Annotated in this window: 28 protein-coding genes; 8 read left to right on the top strand and 20 right to left on the bottom strand. The window is 61.9% G+C overall.

All coding sequences use genetic code 11. The features are described from left to right. Positions 1-200: 200 nt before the first annotated feature. Positions 201-596: a winged helix-turn-helix transcriptional regulator gene (locus ACZ9IU_RS06080; protein ID WP_038540929.1), complete on the bottom strand. Its 396-nt coding sequence runs from the start codon at positions 594-596 to the stop codon at positions 201-203. 126 nt (positions 597-722) lie between these two features. Here ACZ9IU_RS06080 and ACZ9IU_RS06075 point away from each other — a divergent pair, with 126 nt between their 5' ends. Continuing rightward, positions 723-1,481 (top strand): SDR family oxidoreductase, encoded by a 759-nt coding sequence (locus ACZ9IU_RS06075; protein ID WP_038540926.1) that lies wholly within the window; start codon positions 723-725, stop codon positions 1,479-1,481. 40 nt (positions 1,482-1,521) lie between these two features. Here the strand turns inward: ACZ9IU_RS06075 and ACZ9IU_RS06070 are convergent, their stop codons facing one another. The 6 genes from ACZ9IU_RS06070 to ACZ9IU_RS06045 all read right to left on the bottom strand — a co-directional run bounded on the left by ACZ9IU_RS06070 (position 1,522) and on the right by ACZ9IU_RS06045 (position 5,734). Further along, positions 1,522-2,052, bottom strand: coding sequence for a dihydrofolate reductase family protein (locus tag ACZ9IU_RS06070; RefSeq protein ID WP_038540923.1), 531 nt, complete (start codon positions 2,050-2,052; stop codon positions 1,522-1,524). 79 nt (positions 2,053-2,131) lie between these two features. Further along, a complete protein-coding gene (locus ACZ9IU_RS06065) occupies positions 2,132-2,689 on the bottom strand; it encodes a dihydrofolate reductase family protein (protein WP_038540919.1) in 558 nt (185 codons plus the stop codon). A 24-nt stretch (positions 2,690-2,713) separates the two neighbouring features. Continuing rightward, positions 2,714-3,397: an alpha/beta fold hydrolase gene (locus tag ACZ9IU_RS06060; RefSeq protein WP_038540917.1), complete on the bottom strand. Its 684-nt coding sequence runs from the start codon at positions 3,395-3,397 to the stop codon at positions 2,714-2,716. A gap of 190 nt (positions 3,398-3,587) precedes the next feature. Continuing rightward, positions 3,588-4,400, bottom strand: coding sequence for a VOC family protein (locus tag ACZ9IU_RS06055; protein WP_038540915.1), 813 nt, complete (start codon positions 4,398-4,400; stop codon positions 3,588-3,590). A gap of 60 nt (positions 4,401-4,460) precedes the next feature. Beyond that, positions 4,461-4,940, bottom strand: coding sequence for a DUF1579 domain-containing protein (locus ACZ9IU_RS06050; protein WP_038548889.1), 480 nt, complete (start codon positions 4,938-4,940; stop codon positions 4,461-4,463). Between the two features lie 41 nt (positions 4,941-4,981). Next, on the bottom strand, positions 4,982-5,734 hold the full coding sequence (locus ACZ9IU_RS06045) for a DUF899 domain-containing protein (protein ID WP_038540913.1): 753 nt from the start codon (positions 5,732-5,734) through the stop codon (positions 4,982-4,984). A 53-nt stretch (positions 5,735-5,787) separates the two neighbouring features. On the opposite strand from ACZ9IU_RS06045, the gene ACZ9IU_RS06040 reads away from it, so the two are divergent. Further along, the gene (locus ACZ9IU_RS06040) at positions 5,788-6,246 is read left to right on the top strand and encodes a MarR family winged helix-turn-helix transcriptional regulator (RefSeq protein WP_038540910.1); all 459 of its coding nucleotides are present in this window, start codon (positions 5,788-5,790) and stop codon (positions 6,244-6,246) included. Between the two features lie 51 nt (positions 6,247-6,297). On the opposite strand, the gene ACZ9IU_RS06035 is transcribed toward ACZ9IU_RS06040, so the two are convergent. After that, positions 6,298-6,720, bottom strand: coding sequence for an organic hydroperoxide resistance protein (locus ACZ9IU_RS06035; protein WP_038540908.1), 423 nt, complete (start codon positions 6,718-6,720; stop codon positions 6,298-6,300). 162 nt (positions 6,721-6,882) lie between these two features. Between ACZ9IU_RS06035 and ACZ9IU_RS06030 the strand changes: the two genes are divergently transcribed. After that, positions 6,883-7,368, top strand: coding sequence for a MarR family winged helix-turn-helix transcriptional regulator (locus tag ACZ9IU_RS06030; protein WP_051899664.1), 486 nt, complete (start codon positions 6,883-6,885; stop codon positions 7,366-7,368). A gap of 56 nt (positions 7,369-7,424) precedes the next feature. Here the strand turns inward: ACZ9IU_RS06030 and ACZ9IU_RS06025 are convergent, their stop codons facing one another. The 5 genes from ACZ9IU_RS06025 to ACZ9IU_RS06005 all read right to left on the bottom strand — a co-directional run bounded on the left by ACZ9IU_RS06025 (position 7,425) and on the right by ACZ9IU_RS06005 (position 11,141). Next, entirely contained in the window at positions 7,425-7,832 is a 408-nt protein-coding gene (locus ACZ9IU_RS06025) for a DUF6766 family protein (protein WP_038540904.1), read from the bottom strand. Between the two features lie 62 nt (positions 7,833-7,894). Continuing rightward, the gene (locus ACZ9IU_RS06020; protein WP_038540901.1) at positions 7,895-8,779 is read right to left on the bottom strand and encodes an aminoglycoside phosphotransferase family protein; all 885 of its coding nucleotides are present in this window, start codon (positions 8,777-8,779) and stop codon (positions 7,895-7,897) included. Positions 8,780-8,846: 67 nt separating this feature from the next. After that, positions 8,847-9,548, bottom strand: coding sequence for a L,D-transpeptidase (locus tag ACZ9IU_RS06015; protein WP_038540897.1), 702 nt, complete (start codon positions 9,546-9,548; stop codon positions 8,847-8,849). 226 nt (positions 9,549-9,774) lie between these two features. Next, positions 9,775-10,599 carry a L,D-transpeptidase gene (locus tag ACZ9IU_RS06010; RefSeq protein ID WP_038540892.1) on the bottom strand — a complete coding sequence of 275 codons (825 nt, stop codon included), beginning with the start codon at positions 10,597-10,599 and terminating at the stop codon, positions 9,775-9,777. A 74-nt stretch (positions 10,600-10,673) separates the two neighbouring features. Beyond that, positions 10,674-11,141 carry an Rrf2 family transcriptional regulator gene (locus ACZ9IU_RS06005; protein ID WP_038540890.1) on the bottom strand — a complete coding sequence of 156 codons (468 nt, stop codon included), beginning with the start codon at positions 11,139-11,141 and terminating at the stop codon, positions 10,674-10,676. 136 nt (positions 11,142-11,277) lie between these two features. On the opposite strand from ACZ9IU_RS06005, the gene ACZ9IU_RS06000 reads away from it, so the two are divergent. Then, entirely contained in the window at positions 11,278-12,159 is an 882-nt protein-coding gene (locus ACZ9IU_RS06000; protein WP_038540887.1) for an NAD(P)/FAD-dependent oxidoreductase, read from the top strand. A gap of 32 nt (positions 12,160-12,191) precedes the next feature. On the opposite strand, the gene ACZ9IU_RS05995 is transcribed toward ACZ9IU_RS06000, so the two are convergent. The 4 genes from ACZ9IU_RS05995 to ACZ9IU_RS05980 form a co-directional block, all read right to left on the bottom strand. Continuing rightward, a complete protein-coding gene (locus ACZ9IU_RS05995) occupies positions 12,192-13,145 on the bottom strand; it encodes an alpha/beta hydrolase family protein (RefSeq protein ID WP_038548885.1) in 954 nt (317 codons plus the stop codon). Positions 13,146-13,252: 107 nt separating this feature from the next. Next, complete coding sequence (locus ACZ9IU_RS05990; protein WP_038540884.1) at positions 13,253-14,878, bottom strand: cisplatin damage response ATP-dependent DNA ligase; 1,626 nt, start codon at positions 14,876-14,878, stop codon at positions 13,253-13,255. Between the two features lie 268 nt (positions 14,879-15,146). After that, on the bottom strand, positions 15,147-16,157 hold the full coding sequence (locus ACZ9IU_RS05985) for a ligase-associated DNA damage response exonuclease (RefSeq protein WP_038540882.1): 1,011 nt from the start codon (positions 16,155-16,157) through the stop codon (positions 15,147-15,149). A gap of 37 nt (positions 16,158-16,194) precedes the next feature. Beyond that, a complete protein-coding gene (locus ACZ9IU_RS05980; RefSeq protein WP_498956872.1) occupies positions 16,195-17,730 on the bottom strand; it encodes an MDR family MFS transporter in 1,536 nt (511 codons plus the stop codon). Between the two features lie 118 nt (positions 17,731-17,848). Here ACZ9IU_RS05980 and ACZ9IU_RS05975 point away from each other — a divergent pair, with 118 nt between their 5' ends. The 3 genes from ACZ9IU_RS05975 to ACZ9IU_RS05965 all read left to right on the top strand — a co-directional run bounded on the left by ACZ9IU_RS05975 (position 17,849) and on the right by ACZ9IU_RS05965 (position 19,156). Then, complete coding sequence (locus tag ACZ9IU_RS05975; RefSeq protein WP_038548883.1) at positions 17,849-18,394, top strand: MarR family winged helix-turn-helix transcriptional regulator; 546 nt, start codon at positions 17,849-17,851, stop codon at positions 18,392-18,394. A gap of 55 nt (positions 18,395-18,449) precedes the next feature. Next, the gene (locus tag ACZ9IU_RS05970; RefSeq protein WP_038540876.1) at positions 18,450-18,695 is read left to right on the top strand and encodes a type II toxin-antitoxin system ParD family antitoxin; all 246 of its coding nucleotides are present in this window, start codon (positions 18,450-18,452) and stop codon (positions 18,693-18,695) included. A 113-nt stretch (positions 18,696-18,808) separates the two neighbouring features. Further along, complete coding sequence (locus ACZ9IU_RS05965; protein ID WP_038540873.1) at positions 18,809-19,156, top strand: hypothetical protein; 348 nt, start codon at positions 18,809-18,811, stop codon at positions 19,154-19,156. Between the two features lie 67 nt (positions 19,157-19,223). Here the strand turns inward: ACZ9IU_RS05965 and ACZ9IU_RS05960 are convergent, their stop codons facing one another. Continuing rightward, positions 19,224-20,753 (bottom strand): sensor domain-containing protein, encoded by a 1,530-nt coding sequence (locus ACZ9IU_RS05960; RefSeq protein WP_080719125.1) that lies wholly within the window; start codon positions 20,751-20,753, stop codon positions 19,224-19,226. 226 nt (positions 20,754-20,979) lie between these two features. Between ACZ9IU_RS05960 and ACZ9IU_RS05955 the strand changes: the two genes are divergently transcribed. Continuing rightward, the gene (locus ACZ9IU_RS05955; RefSeq protein WP_038540872.1) at positions 20,980-22,359 is read left to right on the top strand and encodes a TIGR03808 family TAT-translocated repetitive protein; all 1,380 of its coding nucleotides are present in this window, start codon (positions 20,980-20,982) and stop codon (positions 22,357-22,359) included. Here the strand turns inward: ACZ9IU_RS05955 and ACZ9IU_RS05950 are convergent. Then, positions 22,356-22,667 (bottom strand): type II toxin-antitoxin system RelE/ParE family toxin, encoded by a 312-nt coding sequence (locus ACZ9IU_RS05950; RefSeq protein ID WP_038540868.1) that lies wholly within the window; start codon positions 22,665-22,667, stop codon positions 22,356-22,358. The genes ACZ9IU_RS05955 and ACZ9IU_RS05950 overlap by 4 nt on opposite strands. Further along, positions 22,664-22,945 carry a ribbon-helix-helix domain-containing protein gene (locus ACZ9IU_RS05945; protein WP_038540865.1) on the bottom strand — a complete coding sequence of 94 codons (282 nt, stop codon included), beginning with the start codon at positions 22,943-22,945 and terminating at the stop codon, positions 22,664-22,666. The genes ACZ9IU_RS05950 and ACZ9IU_RS05945 overlap by 4 nt, the downstream gene beginning before the upstream one ends. Positions 22,946-22,959 lie beyond the last annotated feature (14 nt).

Raw genomic sequence — 22,959 nt, 5'->3', positions numbered from 1 at the left:
TTGTGGGGAGGGGTTGGGGAGGGGCCTTCAACCAGTATAAAAACCCCTCCCGCCTGCCGGCCACCCTCCCCACAAGGGGGAGGGTTAGGGACGCCGCACCGTCTCACGTCCCATATGCGATCGTCCGGCCGTCAAAACGGGGAAGCGGTGGTGGCAGCCTGATAGGGACATACCTTCCTCCCCTCCATAAGGAGAGAAACTCAGGCTTTCCCGTTGCGCTCCTCGAAGGCTTTTCGCGCCGCCTCGATATCGGCGTGGCGCGCCGCTGCCCATTCCCAGACGCTGCAGAAGGCGGCGCTGAGGCTTCGGCCGAGTTCCGTGAGGTTGTATTCGACTTTCGGCGGGATGACCGGATAGACCTTGCGCGACACGAAACCGTCGCGTTCCATCTGCCGCAGCGTCTGGGTCAGCATCTTCTGGCTGATGCCGCCGGTCAGCTTACCGATCTGGGTGAAGCGCAGCGTGCCGTGTTCTTCCAGGACCTCGAGGATCAGCATGGTCCATTTGTCGGCCACCTGGCCGATGATGCCGCGCACCAGTTCTTCCAATACCGGATCGATCTCGTCGGGGATTTCACGGCCTGAGGGTGACCGCATCGACGGGCGAATTCCTTGATCCACAGTCACTCTCCTTTTGGTGCGTATAAATCTTTCGGGTGCCTTCTTCCGAGAAGAGATTGATAGCCGTATTTTCCGGCCACGCAACACGGAAAGGCGAAGACCATGAAAATGAACGGCAATACGATCCTCATCACCGGCGGCAATTCGGGCATCGGCCGGGCTCTCGCCGAGGCGTTCCATGCGCTCGGCAACCAGGTGATCATCACCGGGCGGCGGCGGGAAACGCTCGACGCGGTGACCGCCGCCAATCCCGGCATGAAAGGCATGGTGCTCGATCTTTCCGATGCCGAAGCAATCAAGTCATTCTCCGCTGAGCTCGCGGCGGCCTATCCGTCGCTGAACGCCGTCATCAACAATGCCGGCATCATGGTGCCGGAGCATATCGGCGCCGGCTCGGATTATCTCGCGACCGCCGAGCAGACGATCACCGCCAACCTGCTCGGCCCTATCCGGCTGATCGCGGCGCTGCTGCCGCAGTTGAGCACCCAGAACGATGCCGCAATCCTGACCGTCTCCTCGGGCCTTGCCTTCGTGCCGATGGCGCTGACGCCCACCTATTCCGCCACCAAGGCCGCCATCCATTCCTATTCGATGGCGATCCGCGAGCAGCTCAAGGACGCGGGGCCGCAGGTGATCGAGATCGTGCCGCCCTATGTGCAGACATCGCTGATGAGCGAGCGCCAGGCGAGCGACCCGAACGCCATGCCGCTTGTCGATTTCATCTCCGAGGTCATGAATATCCTGACACGGCAGCCGGACGTCAAGGAAGTCGTCGTCGAACGCTGCAAGCCGCTGCGTCATGCCGTCGAGAACGGCAATTTCGACGCGATGTTCAACGGCATCAATTCGATGAGCCACTGATACCGACGCGGCGACGTAATCCGTCTGGTGAGACGCGCGATCAGGCGGGCACGTATGTCAGCCTGATCACGTCCTCGCCAACGCGATCGGTGGAAACAAGGTGGAGCAGTGGTCGCGGGCCGGTGAAGAATGGCTTGCCGCGGCCAAGCACGACGGGGTGGAGGTAGAGCCGGTACTCATCGATAAGGCCAAGGTTCGTCAGGCTTCCTGCCAGGTCCGGTCCGGACACTGAAATCTCCCCGACGAGCCTAGCCTTCAGGCCACGGACCATCGCCTCGACATCATCATCAACAAGCGTGGCGTTGGGGCCGACCGACTTCAACGAGCGCGATACGACCCATTTCGGCAGGCGCCGCCAGGCTGCGGCGAACTCTCGGTGCTCCGCGCTCCACTCGGGACGGTCTTCGTCCCAATACCGCATCGTCTCGTACATGCGGCGACCATAAACGCTGCCCGCCAGATCGCGCACATGGTCTATCCAGTGACGAAAGAGCTTAGGCCCGGTCGCCATTTCCTGATGGTCGACATAACCGTCGAGCGACTGGTTCATTCCAAAAACGAGTTTCGCCATGTCGCAAAATCTCCACCCAGGGTATTCGGAATAGTTTGAGGCGGCATCCGCTCGGATGCCAGGCCCCAGATTCTATCCGTCAGCTGCCATTCAGGACGTCGTAGCGGATAAAGACGGTGCCGTTGGTGAAGGGCACCTCTTCGGTGCGCGCGAGTTTCACCTTGTTCCGGGTCTGGAACATCGGCGTACCGTCGCCGACCGCGACGGGGACGTAATAGATGCCGATCTCGTCGACCAGGCCGGCATCCAGATAGTCGGCGGCAAGCGTCGGGCCGGAGACGAAAATATTCCGCCCGGTTTGCACCTTCAGATCGCGCATCGCGTCGACATCGAGAGAGGTCACCAGTTTCGTGCGTGGCGTCTTCGGCTCGGTCAAGGTCTTCGAGACGACGATCTTGTCGGTCTGCCGCCAGATTTCGGCATATTCCGCCTCGAACAGCGTGTCGCCCCGATAGGTCTGCCAGAACGCCATGGTCTCGTACATGCGCCGGCCGTAGACGACGAGGCCGCAGCGGCGGCCCTCCCCGTTGGCGTGACCATGCACCTCGGCGTCGATATGTCCCCAGTCGAAATCGCCTCGGGCGTCGTTGATATAGCCGTCGAGCGAGATCATCATCTCGAACACCAGTTTTGCCATCGGCCGCTCCTTAACCGTTCCTCGTCAGGCCGCCTCGATCAGCAGCGCGGTCAGTTCGTCCGGCATGTCGATCGGGATATCGTGGCCGCAGGCAAGCTCATGCACGGCCCAGCCGGGAGCGCCGCGATATTTCTCCGACATCCGGCCAAACGGCCCGTCCCAGCCGGTCGCGACGATGAAGGTCTTTTTCGGGACACGCTGATAGGCGCCGGTGACTTTCAACTTCTGCCGCAGGGTGCCGGAAGGCTGGGGCGTCGCCTTCGGTGCGGCCCACAGCTCGTCCTCTTCGCGCATATGGCCGCCGGGGCCTTCCGGCACCGGGATCATCGGCGCGGAATAATCTCCCTCCGGATCGTAGTCGGTGAAGCTCATGCCGTCCTCGGGGATGAAGGCCTCGACATAGACGATCGAGCGGATCCGCTCGGGCATGCGCTCGACGACGCCGGTGGCGACGATGCCGCCATAGGAATGGCCGACGAGCACGATATCCGTCAGATCCTTGTAGATCGCCTCATTGACCAGGTCGTCGATATGGGTGTCGAGGTTGACGGAGGGGCTCGCCAGGTGCTTGCGCTCGCAAAGCCCGGTCAGCGTCGGCGCGTAGGCGCGGTGGCCCCTGGCATGCAGGCGGGTCAGCACCCGCTCCCACGACCAGCCGCCGGTCCAGGCGCCGTGGGCGATCAGGAATGTCAGTTTGGAATCGGACATAACTTTCCCCTTGAACCAGTTGCGATCTGCAATTGGCTCCAACCTACCAAACTAGTTCCACTTTGCAATCAGTTTTTCGAAGCAAAAAAAGGGGAAGGCCCTCACCCTTTGGCGACATGCCGGCGTCTTTTCAACGCCTCCACATGCACTTCAGAATGAGGGCCAACACCTGCCAAACAGACTATGCCGCTTACTTCTTCGCGGAAGTCAGCGCGAAGAAAGCGCCCTGCGGATCGAGCGCCTGGACGATCCAGGAGCCGCCGGGAACTTCCATCGGGCCGTGGACGACCTTGCCGCCGCCCGCCGTCAACCGGGCGATTGCGGCGTCGATCGAGTCGACAATGAAATAGTAGCACCAGCAGGCCATCGGCACTTCCGCCGGCTTTGTCATCATGCCGCCGATCTGCCGGCCGTTATGGGAGAAGATGTGGTAGGTGCCCATCGGCCCCATGTCGAAATCGTGGTCGAGCGTCCAGCCGAACATCTTGCCGTAGAAGTCCATGGCTTCCTTGCCGTTGCCGGCATAAAGTTCCCGCCAGCCGACATTGCCGACGGCATCGGGCGCCAGTGCCTGCGGCGGGTTCTCCGGCGGGATCGGCGTCATGATGCAGATGACCGCACCATGCGGATCGGCGACGACCGCGAAACGGCCGATGCCCGGAATATCCTCCGGCTCACGCTGGACGCGGCCGCCATTGGCGACATAGTCCTTGGTCATCTGATCGACGTCGTCGACTGCGACATAACCGGTCCAGTTCGGCGGGATCTTGCCTTCGAGTTCCGGCGGAAAGTTCATCATGCCGCCGACGCCCGGCCGATTGTCGCCCTCTCCCATTTCGAACAGGAAATAGGCGGGCATGTCGGGCATCGACATTTCCTTGACCTTCCAGCCGACCACCGACGAATAGAATGTTCCGCCGGCATCGGTATCAGGCGTCATCAGCTCGACCCAGATGAATTTGCCATGGGTCTCGGATCGAGACCCGGTAACGGTCTGCAACATGGTCGTCTCCTCTACGAATGACTGCGTCGACCGACGCGTTGAATTAGACACACGCAAGGCTCAGCGCTTGCGGGCGTAGTTCGCCTCCATGAACTGCTTCCAGGAGCCGTCCGGCTGTTTTGCGCTGGAATTGAAGACGCGATGATCGTCGTCGGTGAAGATGATCTGCTCGCGGTAGTCGCCGGTCTTGCCGGGATTGGCGAAATCCGGGCCGGTCGTATAGAGATTGAGCGTCGATCCGTCGTCCGACACTTCCCCCTCATAGACCCAAAGATGGTTCATCATCGTGCCGAGCCAGGTGCCGACATATTTGCCCTTGGCCGGATCGTAGCCGAGAGTGAGAATGGTGGTGGCGGGGCCACCGCCGCCCGGCATCTCGCCGCTGCCTTCAGCGACGAACCAGATGCCGTTCAGCGACCGGCAGACCTCGACCCATTTTTCGTCGTGGCCCATGCTGGTGGACGTCACCTCCCAGAGGCCGACCATCCTTTCCAGAAAGCCGTGTTCGACCTGCGGCTTGGGCATTTCCATCGTGCTCATCTTTTCCTCCTCCTCTTTTCGAAGCGCCAGAATGAACCCGTTCAATGGCAGCAGGATGAAGCCGTCTCCTGTGGCTTCTGTTCGTATTCGTCGTGGCGCTTGACGAAATTCATCGTCGAATCCTCGTTGCGGCCAAGTGGTGCCCGGTCGAGGATCATCAACGTGCCGATCAGCTCTTCGCCGCCGCGGGCATAGCTGGAATAGGTATGAAAGATCTCGCCCGCCTCGTTTCTGTAGAAGGCGGAAAGACCCGGCAGCTCGTCATGCGCCTCTGACGGCGGGACCTCGCGGAAATTATAATACACCTTCTCCTTGGCGAGGTCTTCCTTGGTAAAGGAGACGTGATAATCGAAGTTGAAATCGCTGCCGAAGGACGAGACCCAGGGGAACTTCCAGCCCATGCGCTTCTTGTAGGCCTCGATCTTGTCGAGCGGCGCGCGGGCGACCGCGACATAGGTGACGTCGTGGTTGTTGAGATGCGGCAGAGCGCCATCGATATGGTCCGAGAGAAATGAACAGCCGAGGCAGCCGGCATCCCAGTCCGGGCCGAGCATGAAATGGTAGACGAGCAGCTGGCTGCGGTCGTCGAACAGTTCGGCGAGCGACTTTTTGCCCTTCGGAGTGTCGAACACGTAGTCCTTGTCGACCTTTACCCAGGGCATCGCCTGACGCTCGGCGCGCACCTTGTCGCGCAGATGGGTCTCTTCTTTTTCCAGAGCCAGCAGCTTGCGCCGGGCTTCGAGCCACTCCTCGCGGCTGACGACAGGGTTTTTCGGGGACATGGTGACATCCATGACAGGCTCCTCCTATGCTTGACAGAATAAGTTGATATCAACATACTCTTCAGATGCTGTCAAACATTCAGACCATCGAAGTGATTCCCTTTTCGACGACGCTGCTGGTACGCGACACGTGCCTGTGCCTGCATGTGCAGCGGGCGGCGCGGGCGCTTGCCCGACGTTTCGACAATGCGATGAAGCCGATCGGGCTTACCAACGGGCAATTCTCGCTGATGATGTCGCTGAACCGGCCGCAGCCGGCGCCGATGAGCCAGGTCGCCACCCTGCTCGCGATGGACCGCACAACGCTGACGGCGGCGCTGAAAGTGCTGGAACGACGCGGCCTGGTGGAAACCACCGTCGATCCGAAGGACCGGCGCGGCCGGCTGCTGCGCCTCACAGATGACGGCATGACCATGCTGTCGGCCGCCCTGCCGATCTGGAAGCGGGTGCATGCGGAGATCGACGCCGAGCTTGGCGAGGGCGGACCGGCAGAACTGCGGGCGACGCTGGGCGGGATCAAATAGAAAAAGCCGGCGCGAGCGGCCGGCTTTCCATTTCGGAAATCTTCAGAACGATCAGGCGACCGAGACCGGCACTTCGGTCGAAGTGCGCATCGCGTGGCTATAGGGGCAGACGATATGGGCCTTGGCGACGAGGTCTTCGGCCTGGGCCTTGTCCATGCCAGGAATGTCCACCAGGAGAGATACTTCGATGCCGAAACCCTTGCCGTCGTCGCGCGGGCCGATGCCGACGGTCGCCGTCACCTTGGCGTCATCCGGGATCTTGACCTTTTCCTTGCCGGCAACATTCTTCAGCGCGCCGAGGAAACAGGCGGAATAACCGGTGGCGAAGAGCTGTTCCGGATTGGTGCCGCGGGCGCCGTCGCCGCCAAGTTCCTTCGGAACGGTCAGCGTGACGTCGAGAACGCCGTCTTCGGAGGCGCCATGGCCGGCGCGGCCGCCGGTGGCAGAAGCCTTGGTGGTGTAGAGAATAGGCATGGGTCTAACTCCCTTGGTCTTTGACGATGGTTCAAGATTAAAAAATTGTCCGCAATTCAATTGCGCACAATCTAATTACGCGCATTGCAATTTGCCGTCAAGCCTGCGAAAATACGATTCTGAAAAAAGATAGAGCACAGACACGTGAAGACAGGACCGGCCATGCAGAAAAAGGCGGGCAACGCGGATAATTTCGAGATCGAGCTCGATGCGCAGCTGTGTTTTGCGATCTACGGCGCGGCGCATGCCTTTACCCGCACCTATAAGCCGCTGCTGGAACCGCTCGGCCTCACCTATCCGCAATACCTGGTGATGATCGCGCTCTGGGAAGAGGACGACCAGCCGGTGAAGGCGATCGGCGACCGGCTCGGCCTCGATTCCGGCACACTCTCCCCTCTCCTCAAGCGGCTCGAACAATCTGGCCTCGTCGCCCGCAAACGCGACCGCGACGACGAGCGGCAGGTGAAGATTTTGCTGACGAAAAAGGGCAGAGAACTGAAAGGCCAGGCGGCCGGGGTCACCGCAGCAATCGGCAAGGCCACCGGCTGCAGCTTCGAGGAAGCTGTGGCGCTGCGCGACGAACTGGTTGCGCTCAAGGAAAGGCTGACGAAAGCGGGAAGCGAAAAAGAGATGCTGTCATCTGTTTGATAGGTTCCATCGCCGGTCGAGACCGGTCAAACGCGAGGCGGCAGAACCTGCGCTGCTCACGTCTTGTGGGCTTCCGGTTCGTCCGTATGGCGGCCTGAATAACGTTCGTCCAGTTCCCGGATCACGCCTTCGCCATCGGCGGGGTCCACTCTGCGCAGGATGACGTCGATCTTCGCCTCCAGCCGATCGGAACCTTCCTTCGATTGCGGCGAGCCCAGAAACAGGAAGAAGGCAAGCCCGCCGACCTGCCAGAGCAGCTGCAGGAATTCCGACTGCCAGTTTTCGAAGGTGTCCCGCAGCATTTCCACCAGATAAGGAGAAAATTCCACCGGCTGTCCGTGCTCGGCCTGTTCCTGGACAAAGGCGAACCAGCCGAACAACCAATGCCCGACAAGACTGAAAACAAAAAATGCCAGGGTGATCCAGGCGTAGCTATAGGCTCGCCATAGTGAATTCTGCTGCACGGCTTCCTCCAGAACATTCCACGCAATTCAACGGAAAAGTTCCAGCGTAGTTCCCGCAGAGATCAAGCCTGGCCGAGGTGATCCGCAACGATCCTGTCGATCCAGCGGCGATGCTCATCCTTGACCAGCGGATTTGTGCCGGGTTCGCCGGCAACCGTGATCAGCGCTTTCCACAGGCACCAGCCGCGCGCCCTTTCCCAGGTCTCGGCGTCGAGCCTCACCCGATTGCGGAAAGCATGGGCTGCCGGTTCGTCGAACAGGGTCCAGGCGATGACGAGGTCGCAGGCCGGATCGCCGGTGCCGGAACTGCCGAAATCGATCACGGCGGCGAGCCGTCCGTCGCGGACGAGCAGGTTGCCCTCGCTGACATCGCCGTGCATCCACACGGGGCCGTTCTTCCAGGTGGAGGCGAGCGCCGTTTCCCAGATTTCGGTGATCAGGGGCACATTGATCTGATCGGCAAGGACTCTGATCGAACGACGTGTCTCGTTGTCATAGACTTCCAATGCGCCGCCGCGGAAAAAATTGTGCGTGCCGGCAGGCGGGCCGTCGGATGCGTCGATTTTCCAGAGCGCCAGCAGGAAATCGGCTAGATCCTCGGCAAAAGCGGCCAGGTCGGCGATCGTCCGGGGGCTGGATCGGTCACCGGCGATCCAGGTATAGATCGACCAGGGCCAGGGGTAACCTTCGCCCGGTTTTCCGAGCCCGAGGGGAGCCGGAATGGGAAGCGGCAATCGGGGGCCAAGCGCCGGCAGGAAGCGATGCTCCTTTTCCACCTGCGCAACGTAACGCTCGGCACTCGGCAGGCGCACCAGCATGGTCTCGCCGAGATGGAAGGTGCGGTTGTCCCAGCCGCCGTTCGCGACCGGGCGCACGGACAAATCCGCCCAATCGGGGAATTGGGCGGCTATCAGGTTCTTCACGAGAGCGGCGTCGATCTCGACCATGCGCAAATCCCTTTCGGCGCAAATCTAGGTTGCGCCGGGGATGATTAGCAAGTGTCTGTGACAGAGATTACTGCCACACCACGATACGCGCCTTTTCCGGCACGCGGTCGTAGAGGTCGATGATATCCTGGTTCATCAGCCGCACGCAGCCCGACGAGACGGCCTTGCCGATCGAGTTCCATTCCGGCGAGCCGTGCAGGCGGTAGAGCGTGTCCTGGCCGTTCTTGAAGATGTAGAGCGCGCGGGCACCGAGCGGGTTCAGAAGGCCGGGCGGCATGCCGCCGTTCTTGGCCGAATATTTGGTGAGTTCCGGCTGGCGGGCGACCATTTCGTCCGGCGGCGTCCATTTCGGCCATCTCTGCCGCCACTGGATGACGCCCTCGCCCTGCCAGGCGAACCCTTCGCGGCCGATGCCGACGCCGTAACGCATCGCGGTGCCGCCCGGCTCGATGAGGTAGAGGAAACGCGAGGCGGTATCGACGACGACGGTGCCTGGACGCTCACCGGTCGGATCGACGACCTGCTGGCGGTAATAGCGTGGGTTGATCTGCCGATAGGGTATCGCCGGAATGACGAAACCGCCGTCGACCATGGAACCGTACATCACATCCAGTTCCGACGACGGACCTTCAATAGGCTCCGGTCGGAAGGCAACCGTGGTCGCCAGCGGACGCGGCACCGATGAGGCGCAGCCGGCAAGCGTGGAGGCCGCGCCCGCACCGAGGAGAGACAAAAAACTCCGGCGGGAAAACGAAGGGGTCAGGATCATCTGAGGCAGGACCGTCCGATAGGAAACGCAGGGAACAGCAAAATCGCTCTTTAACGGCAGGGCGGCCGAAAAGTTCCGACTCGCTCCTTCCGCGAGAAAGATAGGTCCGCGGTCGTTAATCAACTATTCACGAGACCTACACGGCGGTTCAAACCCATGAGATGAATCAAACGAAAAAGAGCGGCACCGCCGCCCTTTCCGTCTATTGCCAAGCCAGTTGCTGCGCTCAGAGGACCACGATCGGGGTGCCGGAGGGCACGCGGTCGAAGAGGTCGATGACATCCTGGTTGAACATGCGCACGCAGCCGGACGAGGTCTGTTTGCCGACGGACTGCCAATCCGGCGTGCCGTGCACCCGGTAGAGCGTGTCCTGGCCATCCTTGAAGATGTAGAGCGCGCGGGCGCCGAGCGGATTGTTGAGCCCGGGATTGGCACCGCCTTCGGCGGCCGAAAATTTGCGCAGATCCGGCTGGCGGGCGACCATCTCGTCCGGCGGCGTCCAGCGCGGCCATTCCGCCTTGCGCTGGATCACGCCGCGGCCCTGCCAGGCAAAACCGGCCTTGCCGAGGCCGACGCCGTAACGGATCGCCTTGCCGCCCGGCTGCACGAGATAGAGGAAGCGCTCCCTGGTATCGACGACGATGGTGCCCGGCGCCTCGCTGGTTCGGTAATCAACGTCCTGGCGCAGATAACGGGCATCGATGCGCGAATAAGGGATTGCCGGAAGCGTGTGGCCGTCGTCGCGGATCACGCCATACATCGCCCGGTGGACCGGGTTGGAAATCGGCAACCCGTAGGTCTGGTGGAAAGTCGACGGATAGAGCTGGCGCTTGTGCGGAATGGCGCCCGGCATCGGAGGCGGCTGGTTCGACGGCGGATCCGCATAGGGCGCGACGTTGAAGACCGGCGATGTCTCCTGGACGAAGACGTCCGGGTTCATGCGGCTGGTATCGGTGACCAAGGGGATCTGACAGCCGCTGACCGCAGCGGTCGCGGCGAGCGTGACGGAAAGCCCAAGGGTTCGGCGAAGAGATCGAAAGGAGAATGGCATGGGAACCCGCTTCCAGCAGATGACGTCTGAGCCGACCATCGCAGATGCGGCTGGCGCGAGGCTGGTGGAACCGCTTACGCGTGCCAACCCGTCCCGGCATCGGCCGCCAATGCCGGATGGCGTGCCATGCGGGCATCGAAGTCGCGGGCGATATCTGCCAGCGTCACCTTGCCGAAGCGGCTCAGAAGCAGCTTTTCGGCTTCCTCGAAAGCTTCGGAAAGGGCTGCATTGACGGCCTGTTCCACCAGGCATGCCGGCTGGTCGCAGGCGGGGCCGACCGCAAAGACCGCGGGCTCGCCGACCGCTTCGTAGATGTCGAGCAATGTCATTTCCGACAAGGGGCGACCCAGTCTCCAGCCGCCGCCATGGCCCTTTTCCGAGCGCACATAGCCCTTTTCCCGAAGCCCGGCCATGGTGCGGCGGACCACGACCGGATTGGTGTTGAGCATCGCGGCAATGGTTTCCGACGTGGCCGCGCCTTCGTGCCGGTCCATGTGGATCAACACGTGCAGCATGCGCGAGAGGCGGCTGTCATGTCTCATCGTGGCGTTCCTTGCGCGTTATCGGCCATCCATTCCTAACACGGGCAATCATTCGCAACAACATAAGTTACGAAGCTATTGACCGCGCGTATTCATGTAACTTATGTTGTTTCGAGACTCATGAGGAGGATTTCGCATGGATTATGAAGCGATCGTCATCGGCGGCAGCTATGCCGGCCTCTCCGCCGCCCTGCAGCTCGCCCGCGCCCGCCGCCGCATTCTGGTGATCGACGACGGCCATCGCAGGAACCGTTTTGCCGAGACTTCTCACGGGTTCCTCACCCGCGATGGGGAAAGGCCCGAGATCATTGCTGGTGAAGCCCGTTCGCAACTGATGGCCTATCCGACCGTCGATTGGCTCGACGCGAGGGCCGACGATGCCCGGAAAAGCGATGACGGCTTCTCGGTGACAGCAGACGGCCAAGAGCTTGCGGCGAAACGGCTGGTGCTCGCCATGGGCGTCAAGGATCATCTGCCTGAAGTCCCCGGCCTGCTCGACCGGTGGGGCAAAAGCGTCTTTCATTGCCCCTATTGCCACGGCTACGAACTGAACCGCGGGCAGATAGGCGTGATCGCCGTCTCCAGGCTGTCAATGCATCACGCGCTGATGCTGCCCGATTGGGGGCCGACGACCTTGCTGCTCAACGATGCGTTCCGACCTGAGACGGAACAGGCTGGCCAGCTGGCGGCGCGCGGCGTCACCATCGAAGAAATGCCGATCTCGTCGATCGGCGGCCATGCCGAAATCCTGCTGCAGGATGGCCGGGCCTTGAGTTTCGCCGGACTTTTCGTCCTGTCGCAAACGGAATTGGCAAGCCCGATTGCCGAACAGCTCGGGTGCGCCCTGGAAGACGGCCCGGTGGGCAAATTCATCCGCACCGACATGACCCAGCAGACCAGCGTTCCCGGTGTTTTCGCGTGCGGCGATGCAGCCCGCGCTGCGGGCTCGGTGGCAATTTCAGTCGGCGACGGCGCCATGGCAGGCGCGGGAACGCACCGGTCGCTGATGTTCGGGTAATTCTGACGATGCACAATGAGGTCGGCTAAGCCCTACCCTATGACCTGGTTGAAGAAGCGGATGCTCTCGGCGACCGCGCCCGGCACGACGCCGTTGTGGTTGCCGGGCAAGAGCTTTGCCTCGATGGAAACGCCTGTCGATTTTGCCCTATCCATCAACAGCTGGTGGTCGGCATCGAAGGGGCGCTCCTCGGTGCCGCGCAGCAGCAGCGTCGGGCATTTGAGGCTGTGGCCGAAACAGACCGAGGAGCGCATGACGAATTCCTGCTGGTCGTTTTCGTCGAAGCGGACTTCGCGCTCGAAGCGGCCGAAATAACGCCAGGAATTGACACCTGCCGAGATCGGCGCCGAGGCGCGGAATTTTCGGGTCATCGAGGCGAGCAGCGCCAGTGTGCCGCCATTCGAATGGCCGGCGAGGAAGAAGCGGTTCTTGTCGATCCCCGGCAGGTCCTCCAGGTAGCTTGCGGCAGCCAGCGCATCCGATGTCTCGTCGTAGAAGCCCGAATAATTGCCGGCCTGGCCGTTCTCGCCGCGGAACGAGGGCAGCATGACGACGTAGCCGGCTTCCCAATAGGCCTTCATCAGCTCCCAATGGCCGTCACCCGTGGCGTTGCCGCCGTGCAGGAAAAGAACCGCGGGCTTCAGCTTCGCGGAAGGCTCATAGGGCGAGATCCAGGCGATCAGTTCGATCGAACCGTCCGGGCCGCCGCGATACATCACCCTCCTGGCGCCTGCGGGCGTGCCGAGCGGGGCAGACTGTTCAGGAGAAGGCCCCTTCCTCAAGAGATTGGTATGGAACCGCTTGCGGGCTTCGCCATAGTCTTCCTTCTCAAGCGGAGGAACGTCCGGAATGGGGAATTCCGCGCGCGCCCCGGCCGGCAACATGGCAGCGGCCGAAACGCCGGCGGCGGCCGCCAAAAGCGTCCGGCGTGTGACGCCGTCGCGTATCGAGCGGGAATTCGGGGCAATGATGCGGTCTGATGCCATGTCTTTTGATGCCATGTCTGCGGAATCCATTTCTTCCGTTGCGCGCGATTCTGATTTCATCACTCGCCAAAGGCGCTGTCCATTCAACGATTCGGGAACGGCACCGCCTAATTCGCCTTGGCGTCCACCATTGCCGTCAGCGTCGACAGCCGGTCGGCGTCGCGCGGCAGCTTGTCCTGGCGCAGGCGGGCGATGCGTGGAAAGCGCATGGCGACGCCCGACTTGTGGCGGGTCGAGCGGTTGATGCCCTCAAAGGCGACTTCCAGCACGAAGCCGAAATCCGGGTCCGCGCGCACCGCCCGCACCGGCCCGAAGCGGTCGACCGTGTTGTCGCGCACGAACTTGTCGAGCACCTCGAGTTCCGCATCGGTAAAGCCGAAATAGGCCTTGCCGACCGGCACCAGCTCCTCGCCATCCGGCGTTTCGGCCCAGACGCCGAAGGTGAAGTCGGAATAATAGCTCGACCGCTTGCCGTGGCCGCGCTGGGCGTAGAGCATCACCGCGTCGATATTGTAGGGATCACGCTTCCATTTGAACCATGGCCCCTTGAGGCGGCCGGCCTGATAAGGGCTGTCCTTACGCTTGATCATCACCCCTTCGATGACCGGATCGGGTGGCGCGATGCGAATGCGGTCGAGCTCGTCCCAGGTGGTGAACGGCACGAGTTCGGAGAGATCGAAACGGTCGTGCGGCGCCCGTTCGATCACGTCGCCGAGCCGCCTGCGACGTTCGAAAAATGTCTCGGCGCGGATATCGAGGTCGCTTTCGAACAGCAAGTCATAGGCGCGCACGAAGGCGGGGTAGTCATCGAGCATCTTGACCGTCACCGTCTTGCGGTTCAGGCGCTGCTGCAGATCGGAGAACGTGCGGGTGGGATTGTTGGAACGGGCGGTGCCGCCGACCAGCAGTTCGCCGTCGATGACGCCTTCGAAATTGATCGACCCGACGACATCCGGAAAGGCGCCGGTGATGTCGTCGCCGGAGCGGGAATAGAGCTTTTTCGTGCCGCCGTAGCTCGACATCTGCACCCGAATGCCGTCCCATTTCCATTCCGCGGCGTAATCGGCGGGATCCAGCTTCTCGAGATCGCCCGTCTCCACCGGATTGGCCAGCATGACCGAATGGAAGATCGCCGGCGTTGCGAGAACCGGCTTGTCGGCCCTGCCCTCCAGCCAGGCAAAAAGCGGTTCATAGGGCGGGGTCAGCCCGTGCCAGAGCGTCTCGATTTCGGTGACGTCCTTTCCGCTCATGTCCGACAGCGCCTGCTTGGCGAGGCGGGCCGAAACGCCGATGCGCAGCGCACCGGTGACGAGCTTCAGGAAAGCAAAACGGCTCGACGTATCGAGCTTGTCGAGCAGGTCGCGGACGGCGGAGCGCACCTCGGTGCGGCCGAGCGAGTTCATTCTGGTGACGACTTCGCCGAGGCGCGGCTGGTGATCATCATCGATTTCGTCCTTGCGGGTGCCGTCCCAGACCAGCGAGATGGTCTCGGCGAGATCGCCGACATAATCGTAGGAATACTGGAACAGGACGGGGTCCATACGTTCCAGCACGAGATCGCGCAGCATGGCCGGCTTGACGCTTTTCAGATCCAGGCCGCCTGCAAGTGCGGCGAGGCCGTAACCGCGGTCGGGATCGGGCGTATGGCGAAAATAGTCGGCGAGAAGGGTGAGCTTGCCGTTGCGGGATGGAGTAAGGACGAGGCGGTCCAGGAGAGTGGCGAAGGGTTTCATGAGCCAGCCTCCCGAAGAAAGACCCCTTCTGGCCTGCCGGCCATCTCCCCCACAAGGGGGGAGAAGACTCGTGGCAATGTCTCGCCCCTATCTCGGCGGCAACGCGTGGCAGCGAAGCCCCTCCCCCTTGTAGGGAGGGGTTGGGGAGGGGTTTTGTCTTTGAAGAATGGCAATGGCCATACCACTTGCCGATCTCCCCCCTTGAGGGGGAGATGCCCGGCAGGGCAGAGGGGGGTGGCCGCGGCGTCAAGCGAAAGACCCATCCCCATCAATCCCCCTCGTCCTCATAACCAACCAGATGCAGCGGCCTTGCCGGGATGTTCTTCAGCTCGCACCAGCGCACCAGCGCCTCCTCGCGGCCGTGTGTCACCCAGACTTCGGATGGGCCGATCTCCTCGATGGTCGACAGCAGTTCCGGCCAGTCGCAGTGATCGGAGATGACCAGCGGCAGTTCGACGCCGCCCTGTTTGGCGCGCTGGCGCACCATCATCCAGCCGGAGGCAAAGGCGATCAGCGGTTCGTTGAAGCGGCGCGCCCAGCGATCCTGAAAGGCCGAGGGCGGGCCGACGATCACGGCGCCCCTGAAAGCGTCGGGGCTGCTCTTCTCGACGGTCGCAGGTCTTATATCGCCGAGATCGATGCCCTGGCCGACGTAATAATCGCAGAGTTTTGCGAGCGCGCCGTGGATGTAGATCGGTTCGGAATAGCCGCAATCGCGGATCAGCCGGATCACCCGCTGCGCCTTGCCGAGCGCATAGGCGCCGACCAGGTGGCCGCGTTCGGGAAACTGTTTCAGCGAGGTGAGCAGCTTGTCGATTTCATCCCTGGGATCCGGGTGGTGAAAGACCGGCAGGCCGAAGGTCGCCTCGGTGATGAAGACGTCGCAGGCGACCGGCACGAAAGGTGCGCAGGTGGGATCGACGCCGCGCTTGTAGTCGCCCGAAACGACGATGCGCAGACCTTGCCTCTCGATGGCAATCTGGGCCGAGCCCAGCACATGGCCGGCGGGATGAAAACTCACCCGCACGCCTTCGACATCGATCTCCTCACCGAAGGCGGCTGCCTGCTCCTCGCCGCAGAAATCCTCACCGTAGCGAAGCCGCATGATATCGAGCGTCTGGCGGGTCGCCAGAACCTTGGCATGGCCGGCGCGGGCGTGGTCGGAATGGCCGTGGGTGATCAGTGCCCGCTCGACGGGACGGACCGGATCGACATGGAAACGGCCGATGGGGCAGAACAGCCCGGCCGGGGTGGGATGAAGCAGCGCCTCTGGTTTCATGTCCTTGAAGATAGGGCAAAAACGGTCGGACGCCAGATCACTCCGAGGCGGTGGCCGGCTTCTTTTCGGCGATCACCGCCTGCGGCAGGCGGACCGGTTTCAGCATCAGGGCGGCGATGAGGCCGATCAGCGCCATGGCGCTGCCGGCCAGGAACACGGGCGTGAAGGCCTCGGTGTAGAGCGTGTGGACCGCGATCCGCGACGGTTCGGGCAATGCGAGCATCATCAGCGGCGTCAGCGAGCCGATATCCTCGACGCCGGGGATGCTGGTGCCGACACCCCGGATGCCGGCGGCGACGATCGCGCCATAGACCGAGATGGCAATCGAGGCGCCGGCCATGCGCATCAGCGTCACGGCGCCGGTGGCGGCACCGACATCCTCGCGGGGGGCTGAATTCTGCACGCCGATGACCGGCGCCTGCTGGCCGAAGCCGATCGCCAGGCCCTGCATCAGCATGAAGCCGAGGATGATATAGATCGGGGTACCGACCGGAAGCTGCGAGAAGATGAGGAGGGCAACGATATTCAGCGACAGGCCGATCAGCGTGAACGGCTTGTAGCGGCCGGTGATCGAGATCAGCCGGCCTGTCGACAGCGAGCCGATGACGATGCCGAGGGTCGTGGCGACAAAGCAGAAGCTCGCGGTCGTCGGCGACAGACCGGTGGTCGTCTGCAGGAAGAGCGCGAAATAATTAGCCATGCCGATCGCCACCGCGCCGGTACAGAAGGAGACGATCAGGAACAGGGAAAAGGTGGAATCGCGGAACAGTTTCAGTGGCACGATCGGCTCCGGCACCTTCCCTTCGACGAAGACCCACAGCACGGCGCAGAGCGCGCCCGCCGCCACGACCACCATCGACTGCCAGGCGACCAGCGAACCGAACAGCGTGACGCTGTCGGCCCAGACGACGACGCGACTCGCAACGGTTCCCGCCAGCAGGACGGCGCCGAGATAGTCGATCTTCGGCTTGCGGATCGGGCGGCGATAGGGAAGCAGAAGCGATATGCCGGTGACCGCGATGATACCGATCGGCAGGTTGATCAGGAAGATCGACCGCCAGCCGAACAGCTCGCTCATCGTGCCGCCGAGCAGCGGGCCAAGGCTGCCGGAGGCCATGATCACCAGGCTCGAATAACTCTGGTATTTCGCCCGTTCGCGCGGCTCGAACAGGTCGGCATTGATCGAGAAGATCGACACCATGATGCCGCCACCGCCGAACCCCTGCAGCACGCGCGAGGCGATCAGCGAATCCATCGACCAGGCAAGCCCGCAGGTGAGCGAACCGACGGTGAAGATGACGATCGCCGCCAGCATCACGTATTTGCGGCCGAACAGATCGCCAAGCTTGCCGTAGATCGGCATCGACGTGCTGCTGGCGAGGAGATAGGCCGACCCGATCCAGCCAAAACGCTCCAGTTCGCCGAACTCGCCGACAATCGTCGGCAACGCCGTCGAGACGATCTGGTTGTCCAGCGTCGCCATGAACAGCGCCGTCAGCAAAAAGCAGAAAATCACCAACCGCTGGCGGTGGTTGGCGACAAGCGGCACATGGGCCGGACGGGTCATATCCATGGGTCAATCCAAAGTGTCTCAAATTTATGTGCCTTGAGCATATAATTGTCAACGGCACTTTGATGCGCAGGGCAAAGAACGGTTGGAAAGCCTCATGGGCTTTGATATGTTCGGCAACATGACGAGCAAGAGCCTTTTGAACCGGAAATCCGCTTCCCCCTCCTCTGAGGACGTGGCCCGCGTGAGCGAAATGCTCGGGCGGATGCGAATTCTGATCGGCCGGCGGATCATCGGCCGCACGGCGATTGCCAATATCGCGCCGGGCCTGGAAATTTCGCATCTCGACGTGCTGGATGTGATGCGCCGCATCGAAGGCGAGGTGACGGTGGGGGCGATCGCCGAGGCGATGCGCATCGACCCCTCGCGCGGCAGCCGGCTGGTGGCCGATCTCGTCGCCCGCGGCATCCTGCGCCGCGACGCCTCCCAGGCGGACGGCCGCCGTTCGCTGGTCGTGCGCACCGAACTGGGCGACGGCCTGCTGGCCGAGATCCGTTCCGTCAAACGCTCCCTGCTGGCACGTGTCCTGGAGGACTGGCCGGAAGACGAACTTCACACATTCTCGCTGCTGTTCGAAAAATTTGTATCGAGTTACGAAGAGGTCTTCGTGACGCCGGAAAAATCGCCGGACGACGCGCTCTCCGAGGCGTCTCCGCCAATGGCGTAGATTGCGCATAAATTGTACTCCAGTATAATTTCGGGTAGAGACTGGAGGCACGCGCATGAATGTTTCGATAGGTCCCCGCTGGGAAAAATTCATCGAGGACGCCGTACAGGACGGCCGCTACGGCTCGGCCAGCGACGTGGTGCGCGAAGGCCTGCGACTGGTACAGGAGCGCGAATCGAAGCTTTCGGCACTGAGGGAAACCCTGCGGCGGTCAATCGAGGCCGGCGGAGACGTCAGCGAGGAGGAACTCGATGTTTTTCTAGAAGCCGAATTCGAAAAGCTTGCCAAGGAAGGCTTTTGATTGCGCCAGCTTCGCCATCTCGGCAGCGCTCGCTTAGATTTCGCACAGATCCAAGCCTATATTACGCGAGAAAACGGCAACCCAGCCACGGGACGTGGCTTTGCGAGGCAAGTATGACGTTCCGCAAGCCCAGCCTCATCGAAATGATCGTCCAAGCATTTCTTTGTGCTTACCTCCTGATGCTCGTCGTCGATTACTTCGTAGCCTCGAAGGCAGCTGGATGCTGGCCAGACCCCAATACGCAGGGATGTTACCCTTGGGGAGGAACGGAGGGCCTTTCCTGGGTCTATGCGAACAAGGAAATCTACCTCAGGTCAGAATTGGTCATGGTGGCAATCCTCGCACTGGCTATTTTGTCGCCGTTCGCAATGCGGGGTATTTGGACCGGACTGGTTGCCATCGCTATCATTCTTACCGCAGGGTTCTACAGCGCAGAATGGGTGACCGGGTTCTTGCTGTAGCCACTCCTGGCAAGATCAAAGCCGCACTCGTGAATGTCCGACACGGGGCCGTTTTTGGGTCTACGTCCTAAATGCCGAGACCATCGCCCGGGACTTGCGAAACACGCAGGCGATCTCGGCCGAGATCCTTGGCTTCGTACATGGCGCGGTCGGCGCGGGCGAGCAGTTCTTCCGGCGTATCGCCGTCCTGCGGGAAGAAGGCGACGCCCATGCTGCAGGTGGCGGTGACGCTCTTGCTGTCGATGACGATGGGTTTCGAGATCGCGGTCCGCAATTCCTGAAGCCGGCGTACCAGGCCGAGCTCGTCCTGACTGACATTGCTGAAGACGATCGCGAACTCGTCGCCACCAAGGCGAACCAGAAGATCGGTGACGCGGACGCAGTTGACCATGCGCCACGACAGCGTTTTCAACACCTCGTCGCCGGCCGCGTGACCCAGCGTATCGTTGATCTGCTTGAAATTGTCGAGGTCGAGATAAGCGACCGTGACCTTGCGTTTCTCGCGGCGGGCCTCATGCAGGGCGCGGCTGAACTGCGCCCAGAACAGCGTCCGGTTCGGCAGGCCGGTCAGCGGATCGTGATGGGCCATGTGGTGGATGCGCTCCTCCGAGCGGGCGCGCTCGATGGCGATGCCGGCAATATCGGTCGCCATCGCGGTCAGCTCGAGTTCGAGCTCGGTCGGTTCGCGCGGCGCATCGGAATAGAGCCCGAACGTGCCAAGCACCCGCCCGTCAGCGCCCATGATCGGCGTCGACCAGCAGGAGCGAAAACCGAATCTCAGCGCCAGTTCGCGATAATTGTCCCAGAGCGGATCGGTCAGCACGTCCTTGACGAAGACAGGTTCGCGTCGCCAGGCGGCGGTGCCGCAGGAGCCGACCTTCGGGCCGATCTCGATGCCATCGATCAGTTTCACATAGGCCGGCGGAAGGCTGGACGCCGAGCCGTGACGCAGCCGGTCCGTACCTTCTTCGAGAAACAGGACCGAGGCCGTGACGTCGTCCAGCTCATCCTCCACCGTTTTGACCAGCGCATCGAGGACCGCCGTCAAAGGCTGGCCGCGAGCGATCATCTCGAGAAGACGCGCATGGCCGTGCCGGCGGTCGTCCTGGCGCTTGCGCTCGGTAATGTTGCGGGAAATGCCAACCAGGCCGACGACCTGGCCGTGAACATCACGCAGCGGCATTTTGGAAGTGGTAAGCCAGAGCACACGGCCATCGCCCAGCTTGACGCGCTCCTCGCGACCGTCGATCGCCACGCCGGTCGACATGATCTCCTGTTCGACCAGAAACAGTTCGCGTGCGGTTTCATGATCGAGAATATCGAAATCCGTCTTGCCGATCAGGTCGTTGCCTTCATGCAGCTTGCTGCTGCGGCCGGCTGCGGCATTGGCAAAGACGAAGCGGCCGCGACGGTCCTTTACGTAAATGAAGTCCGGGAGCTGATCGAGAAGGGTACGGGTTTCCAGTTCGAGCGTGACCAGGGCAACGTCGAGGTCGATATCGCTGTCGGTGGAAACGCGCAGGAGACGGCTGCAGAGCTCGTCGAGCGGATCGGGGGCAAACGTCAAGGGCATGCTATGCGACATGGGTCCCGCCATCCGAGTGCCTCCTTTTCATTTTCAACAGAAAATACGCGGGAACTCGCGCCAATTGCCCTATAGCATGACGGAGAATTCCTTATCGTTGCTTAAAATCATCGTGAAATTGCCATGATTGAAGCTTGGGCAGAAGTCTTTTTACTGAGCTGTCCAAGACTTTTAGCGTAATAACAATATAAAGGACTGGCATAGAAAATGCTTTATTGACGCCAGGAGGAGGCGCTGGATGATTTCGAGACGGGCGGTGTTGACGATGATCGCGGGTGCGGCGGCTGCCGGAACCTTGCCTCCCCGCGTTTTCTCCGCCCCACAAGGCTTTCCGTCGGTCGATCTGCGCGGCTCGATCGATGCCGGTGCGCATGGCGTCACCCCTGACGGTGGAGACAAGCAGAACCGCAAACTCGCAGAGATTATCGCCAAGGCGGCGCGCCAGAACATGCCGGTCTTCCTGCCGCCCGGAAACTACCCGGTGTCCAATCTCGACCTGCCCGAAGGTACGCGCATCACCGGCGTACCGGGCGCGTCGCGGCTCGTCTATTCCGGTGACGGGCGGATGCTCAGGGCCGACGGCGCACGCCGCATCGAGCTTTCCAACATCGTCATCGACGGAGCGAACCGCCGGCTCGACGACCAGAGCCCGGCGCTCGTCCATATGCGTGGCATCGGTGAGATCGTCATCGACAATTGCGAGATCATCGGTGCCCGCAAGACCGCCGTGCAATTCGAGCGCTGTGGCGGGCGGATCGAGCGGAGCCGGATTTCCGGCGCCGCAGAATATGGCCTCTATGCGGTCGAGGGCACTGGACTTTCGGTCACCGGCAATACGGTCTCCGACTGCGGCAATGGCGGCATCCTGATCCATCGGTGGACCAAGGGCGCCGACGGCACGATCGTTTCCGGCAATCGTATCTCCCGGATCGGCGCCACCAATGGCGGCACCGGTCAGTATGGCAATGCGATCAACCTGTTTCGGGCCGACAACGTGATGGTCATCGGCAACCAGATCTCGCAATCGGCCTTTTCGGCGATCCGCGCCAACAGCGCCTCGAACGCCCAGATCGCCAACAACACCTGCCTCGCCTCCGGCGAGACCGCGATCTATGCGGAATTCGCCTTCGAGGGCGCGCTGGTCTCGAGCAATATCGTCGACGGCGCGGCGAACGGCATTTCGGTCGTCAATTTCAACGAGGGCGGCCGGCTGGCGACCGTCGCCAACAACATCGTCCGCAACCTGAAGCCCACTGGCCCCTATGTGCTCGACGAAGCGATCTTCGGCGTCGGCATCAGCGTCGAGGCGGATACGGCAGTGACCGGCAATGTCATCGAGAATGTACCGCTCTGGGGCATGGCGCTCGGTTTCGGGCCGTACCTGCGCAACGTGCTCGTGAGCAACAACATCGTCCGGCAGGCAAAGGTCGGCTGTGCGGTGACCGTGGTCGAAGGCGCCGGAAGCGCGCTGATTTCCGGCAACCTGTTCGAGGCGGTGAAGGACGGCGCGGTGATCGGCCACCGCTGGAAGACACCTTCCACGGCAGAGCTGGCTCGCGGAGACGGTCAGGCCCAGGGGTTCAAGCATCTGACGATCGAGAACAACCGGATTGTTTAGTCGAGATCGCTGGAAGCGTCGCCGAAATCAATATTGCGGCCGCGATGGAAGATGCGGGCGATAACGACGACATCGCCTTTAACCTGAAACGCGATGGTCGCTTTGCGCCGGTATCCGACGAGGCGCAGGCCCGGCCTCTTGTTGGAGAAAACGCCGCGTTCGGGAAAGGTTTCAAAGGAGTAACAGTAGTCGATCAACCGATCGACGTATCGCTTGGCAACTTTCTCCCCCGCGGCAGGTACCAAGTACTCCAAGAGCTCCGCGACGTCCTCTTCGGCATCATCCGAGAACAAGACCGTATACTTCATGCCTCTGGATCGACCAGTTTGTCGACGCGGGCATGCAGCCTTCTACGTGCCTCCTCAAGCGGCATGACCTTGGAGGGATCCGCTTCGATCTCATCCAGCGTCGGCACCACTTCCTCAACCAGCCACTTCTCGATTGCCGCATCGCGGGCGAGCAGCGTGCGCAGGCCGTCACGAATGACTTCGCTTTCGGTGGCGTATTCGCCGGAGGCGACCTTGGACTTGACCATCTGCGCCATTTCGAGCGGCAGGGTGATGCTGAGCGACTGGGTGGTGCGCATGATCGGCTACTTTC

Source organism: Mesorhizobium sp. USDA 4132 (assembly GCF_056279545.1).
The sequence above is the reverse complement of the archived record's forward strand: the minus strand, read 5'-3'. Positions and strand labels throughout refer to the sequence as shown.

Excerpts from the sequence above, each read along its gene's own strand:
- ACZ9IU_RS06080 (WP_038540929.1), bottom strand. The coding sequence starts at position 596 with ATGCGGTCACCCTCAGGCCGTGAAATCCCCGACGAGATCGATCCGGTA.
- ACZ9IU_RS06075 (WP_038540926.1), top strand. The coding sequence starts at position 723 with ATGAAAATGAACGGCAATACGATCCTCATCACCGGCGGCAATTCGGGC.
- ACZ9IU_RS06070 (WP_038540923.1), bottom strand. The coding sequence starts at position 2,052 with ATGGCGAAACTCGTTTTTGGAATGAACCAGTCGCTCGACGGTTATGTC.
- ACZ9IU_RS06065 (WP_038540919.1), bottom strand. The coding sequence starts at position 2,689 with ATGGCAAAACTGGTGTTCGAGATGATGATCTCGCTCGACGGCTATATC.
- ACZ9IU_RS06060 (WP_038540917.1), bottom strand. The coding sequence starts at position 3,397 with ATGTCCGATTCCAAACTGACATTCCTGATCGCCCACGGCGCCTGGACC.
- ACZ9IU_RS06055 (WP_038540915.1), bottom strand. The coding sequence starts at position 4,400 with ATGTTGCAGACCGTTACCGGGTCTCGATCCGAGACCCATGGCAAATTC.
- ACZ9IU_RS06050 (WP_038548889.1), bottom strand. The coding sequence starts at position 4,940 with ATGAGCACGATGGAAATGCCCAAGCCGCAGGTCGAACACGGCTTTCTG.
- ACZ9IU_RS06045 (WP_038540913.1), bottom strand. The coding sequence starts at position 5,734 with ATGGATGTCACCATGTCCCCGAAAAACCCTGTCGTCAGCCGCGAGGAG.
- ACZ9IU_RS06040 (WP_038540910.1), top strand. The coding sequence starts at position 5,788 with ATGCTGTCAAACATTCAGACCATCGAAGTGATTCCCTTTTCGACGACG.
- ACZ9IU_RS06035 (WP_038540908.1), bottom strand. The coding sequence starts at position 6,720 with ATGCCTATTCTCTACACCACCAAGGCTTCTGCCACCGGCGGCCGCGCC.
- ACZ9IU_RS06030 (WP_051899664.1), top strand. The coding sequence starts at position 6,883 with ATGCAGAAAAAGGCGGGCAACGCGGATAATTTCGAGATCGAGCTCGAT.
- ACZ9IU_RS06020 (WP_038540901.1), bottom strand. The coding sequence starts at position 8,779 with ATGGTCGAGATCGACGCCGCTCTCGTGAAGAACCTGATAGCCGCCCAA.
- ACZ9IU_RS06015 (WP_038540897.1), bottom strand. The coding sequence starts at position 9,548 with ATGATCCTGACCCCTTCGTTTTCCCGCCGGAGTTTTTTGTCTCTCCTC.
- ACZ9IU_RS06010 (WP_038540892.1), bottom strand. The coding sequence starts at position 10,599 with ATGCCATTCTCCTTTCGATCTCTTCGCCGAACCCTTGGGCTTTCCGTC.
- ACZ9IU_RS06005 (WP_038540890.1), bottom strand. The coding sequence starts at position 11,141 with ATGAGACATGACAGCCGCCTCTCGCGCATGCTGCACGTGTTGATCCAC.
- ACZ9IU_RS06000 (WP_038540887.1), top strand. The coding sequence starts at position 11,278 with ATGGATTATGAAGCGATCGTCATCGGCGGCAGCTATGCCGGCCTCTCC.
- ACZ9IU_RS05995 (WP_038548885.1), bottom strand. The coding sequence starts at position 13,145 with ATGGCATCAGACCGCATCATTGCCCCGAATTCCCGCTCGATACGCGAC.
- ACZ9IU_RS05990 (WP_038540884.1), bottom strand. The coding sequence starts at position 14,878 with ATGAAACCCTTCGCCACTCTCCTGGACCGCCTCGTCCTTACTCCATCC.
- ACZ9IU_RS05985 (WP_038540882.1), bottom strand. The coding sequence starts at position 16,157 with ATGAAACCAGAGGCGCTGCTTCATCCCACCCCGGCCGGGCTGTTCTGC.
- ACZ9IU_RS05980 (WP_498956872.1), bottom strand. The coding sequence starts at position 17,730 with ATGGATATGACCCGTCCGGCCCATGTGCCGCTTGTCGCCAACCACCGC.
- ACZ9IU_RS05975 (WP_038548883.1), top strand. The coding sequence starts at position 17,849 with ATGACGAGCAAGAGCCTTTTGAACCGGAAATCCGCTTCCCCCTCCTCT.
- ACZ9IU_RS05970 (WP_038540876.1), top strand. The coding sequence starts at position 18,450 with ATGAATGTTTCGATAGGTCCCCGCTGGGAAAAATTCATCGAGGACGCC.
- ACZ9IU_RS05965 (WP_038540873.1), top strand. The coding sequence starts at position 18,809 with ATGACGTTCCGCAAGCCCAGCCTCATCGAAATGATCGTCCAAGCATTT.
- ACZ9IU_RS05960 (WP_080719125.1), bottom strand. The coding sequence starts at position 20,753 with ATGGCGGGACCCATGTCGCATAGCATGCCCTTGACGTTTGCCCCCGAT.
- ACZ9IU_RS05955 (WP_038540872.1), top strand. The coding sequence starts at position 20,980 with ATGATTTCGAGACGGGCGGTGTTGACGATGATCGCGGGTGCGGCGGCT.
- ACZ9IU_RS05950 (WP_038540868.1), bottom strand. The coding sequence starts at position 22,667 with ATGAAGTATACGGTCTTGTTCTCGGATGATGCCGAAGAGGACGTCGCG.
- ACZ9IU_RS05945 (WP_038540865.1), bottom strand. The coding sequence starts at position 22,945 with ATGCGCACCACCCAGTCGCTCAGCATCACCCTGCCGCTCGAAATGGCG.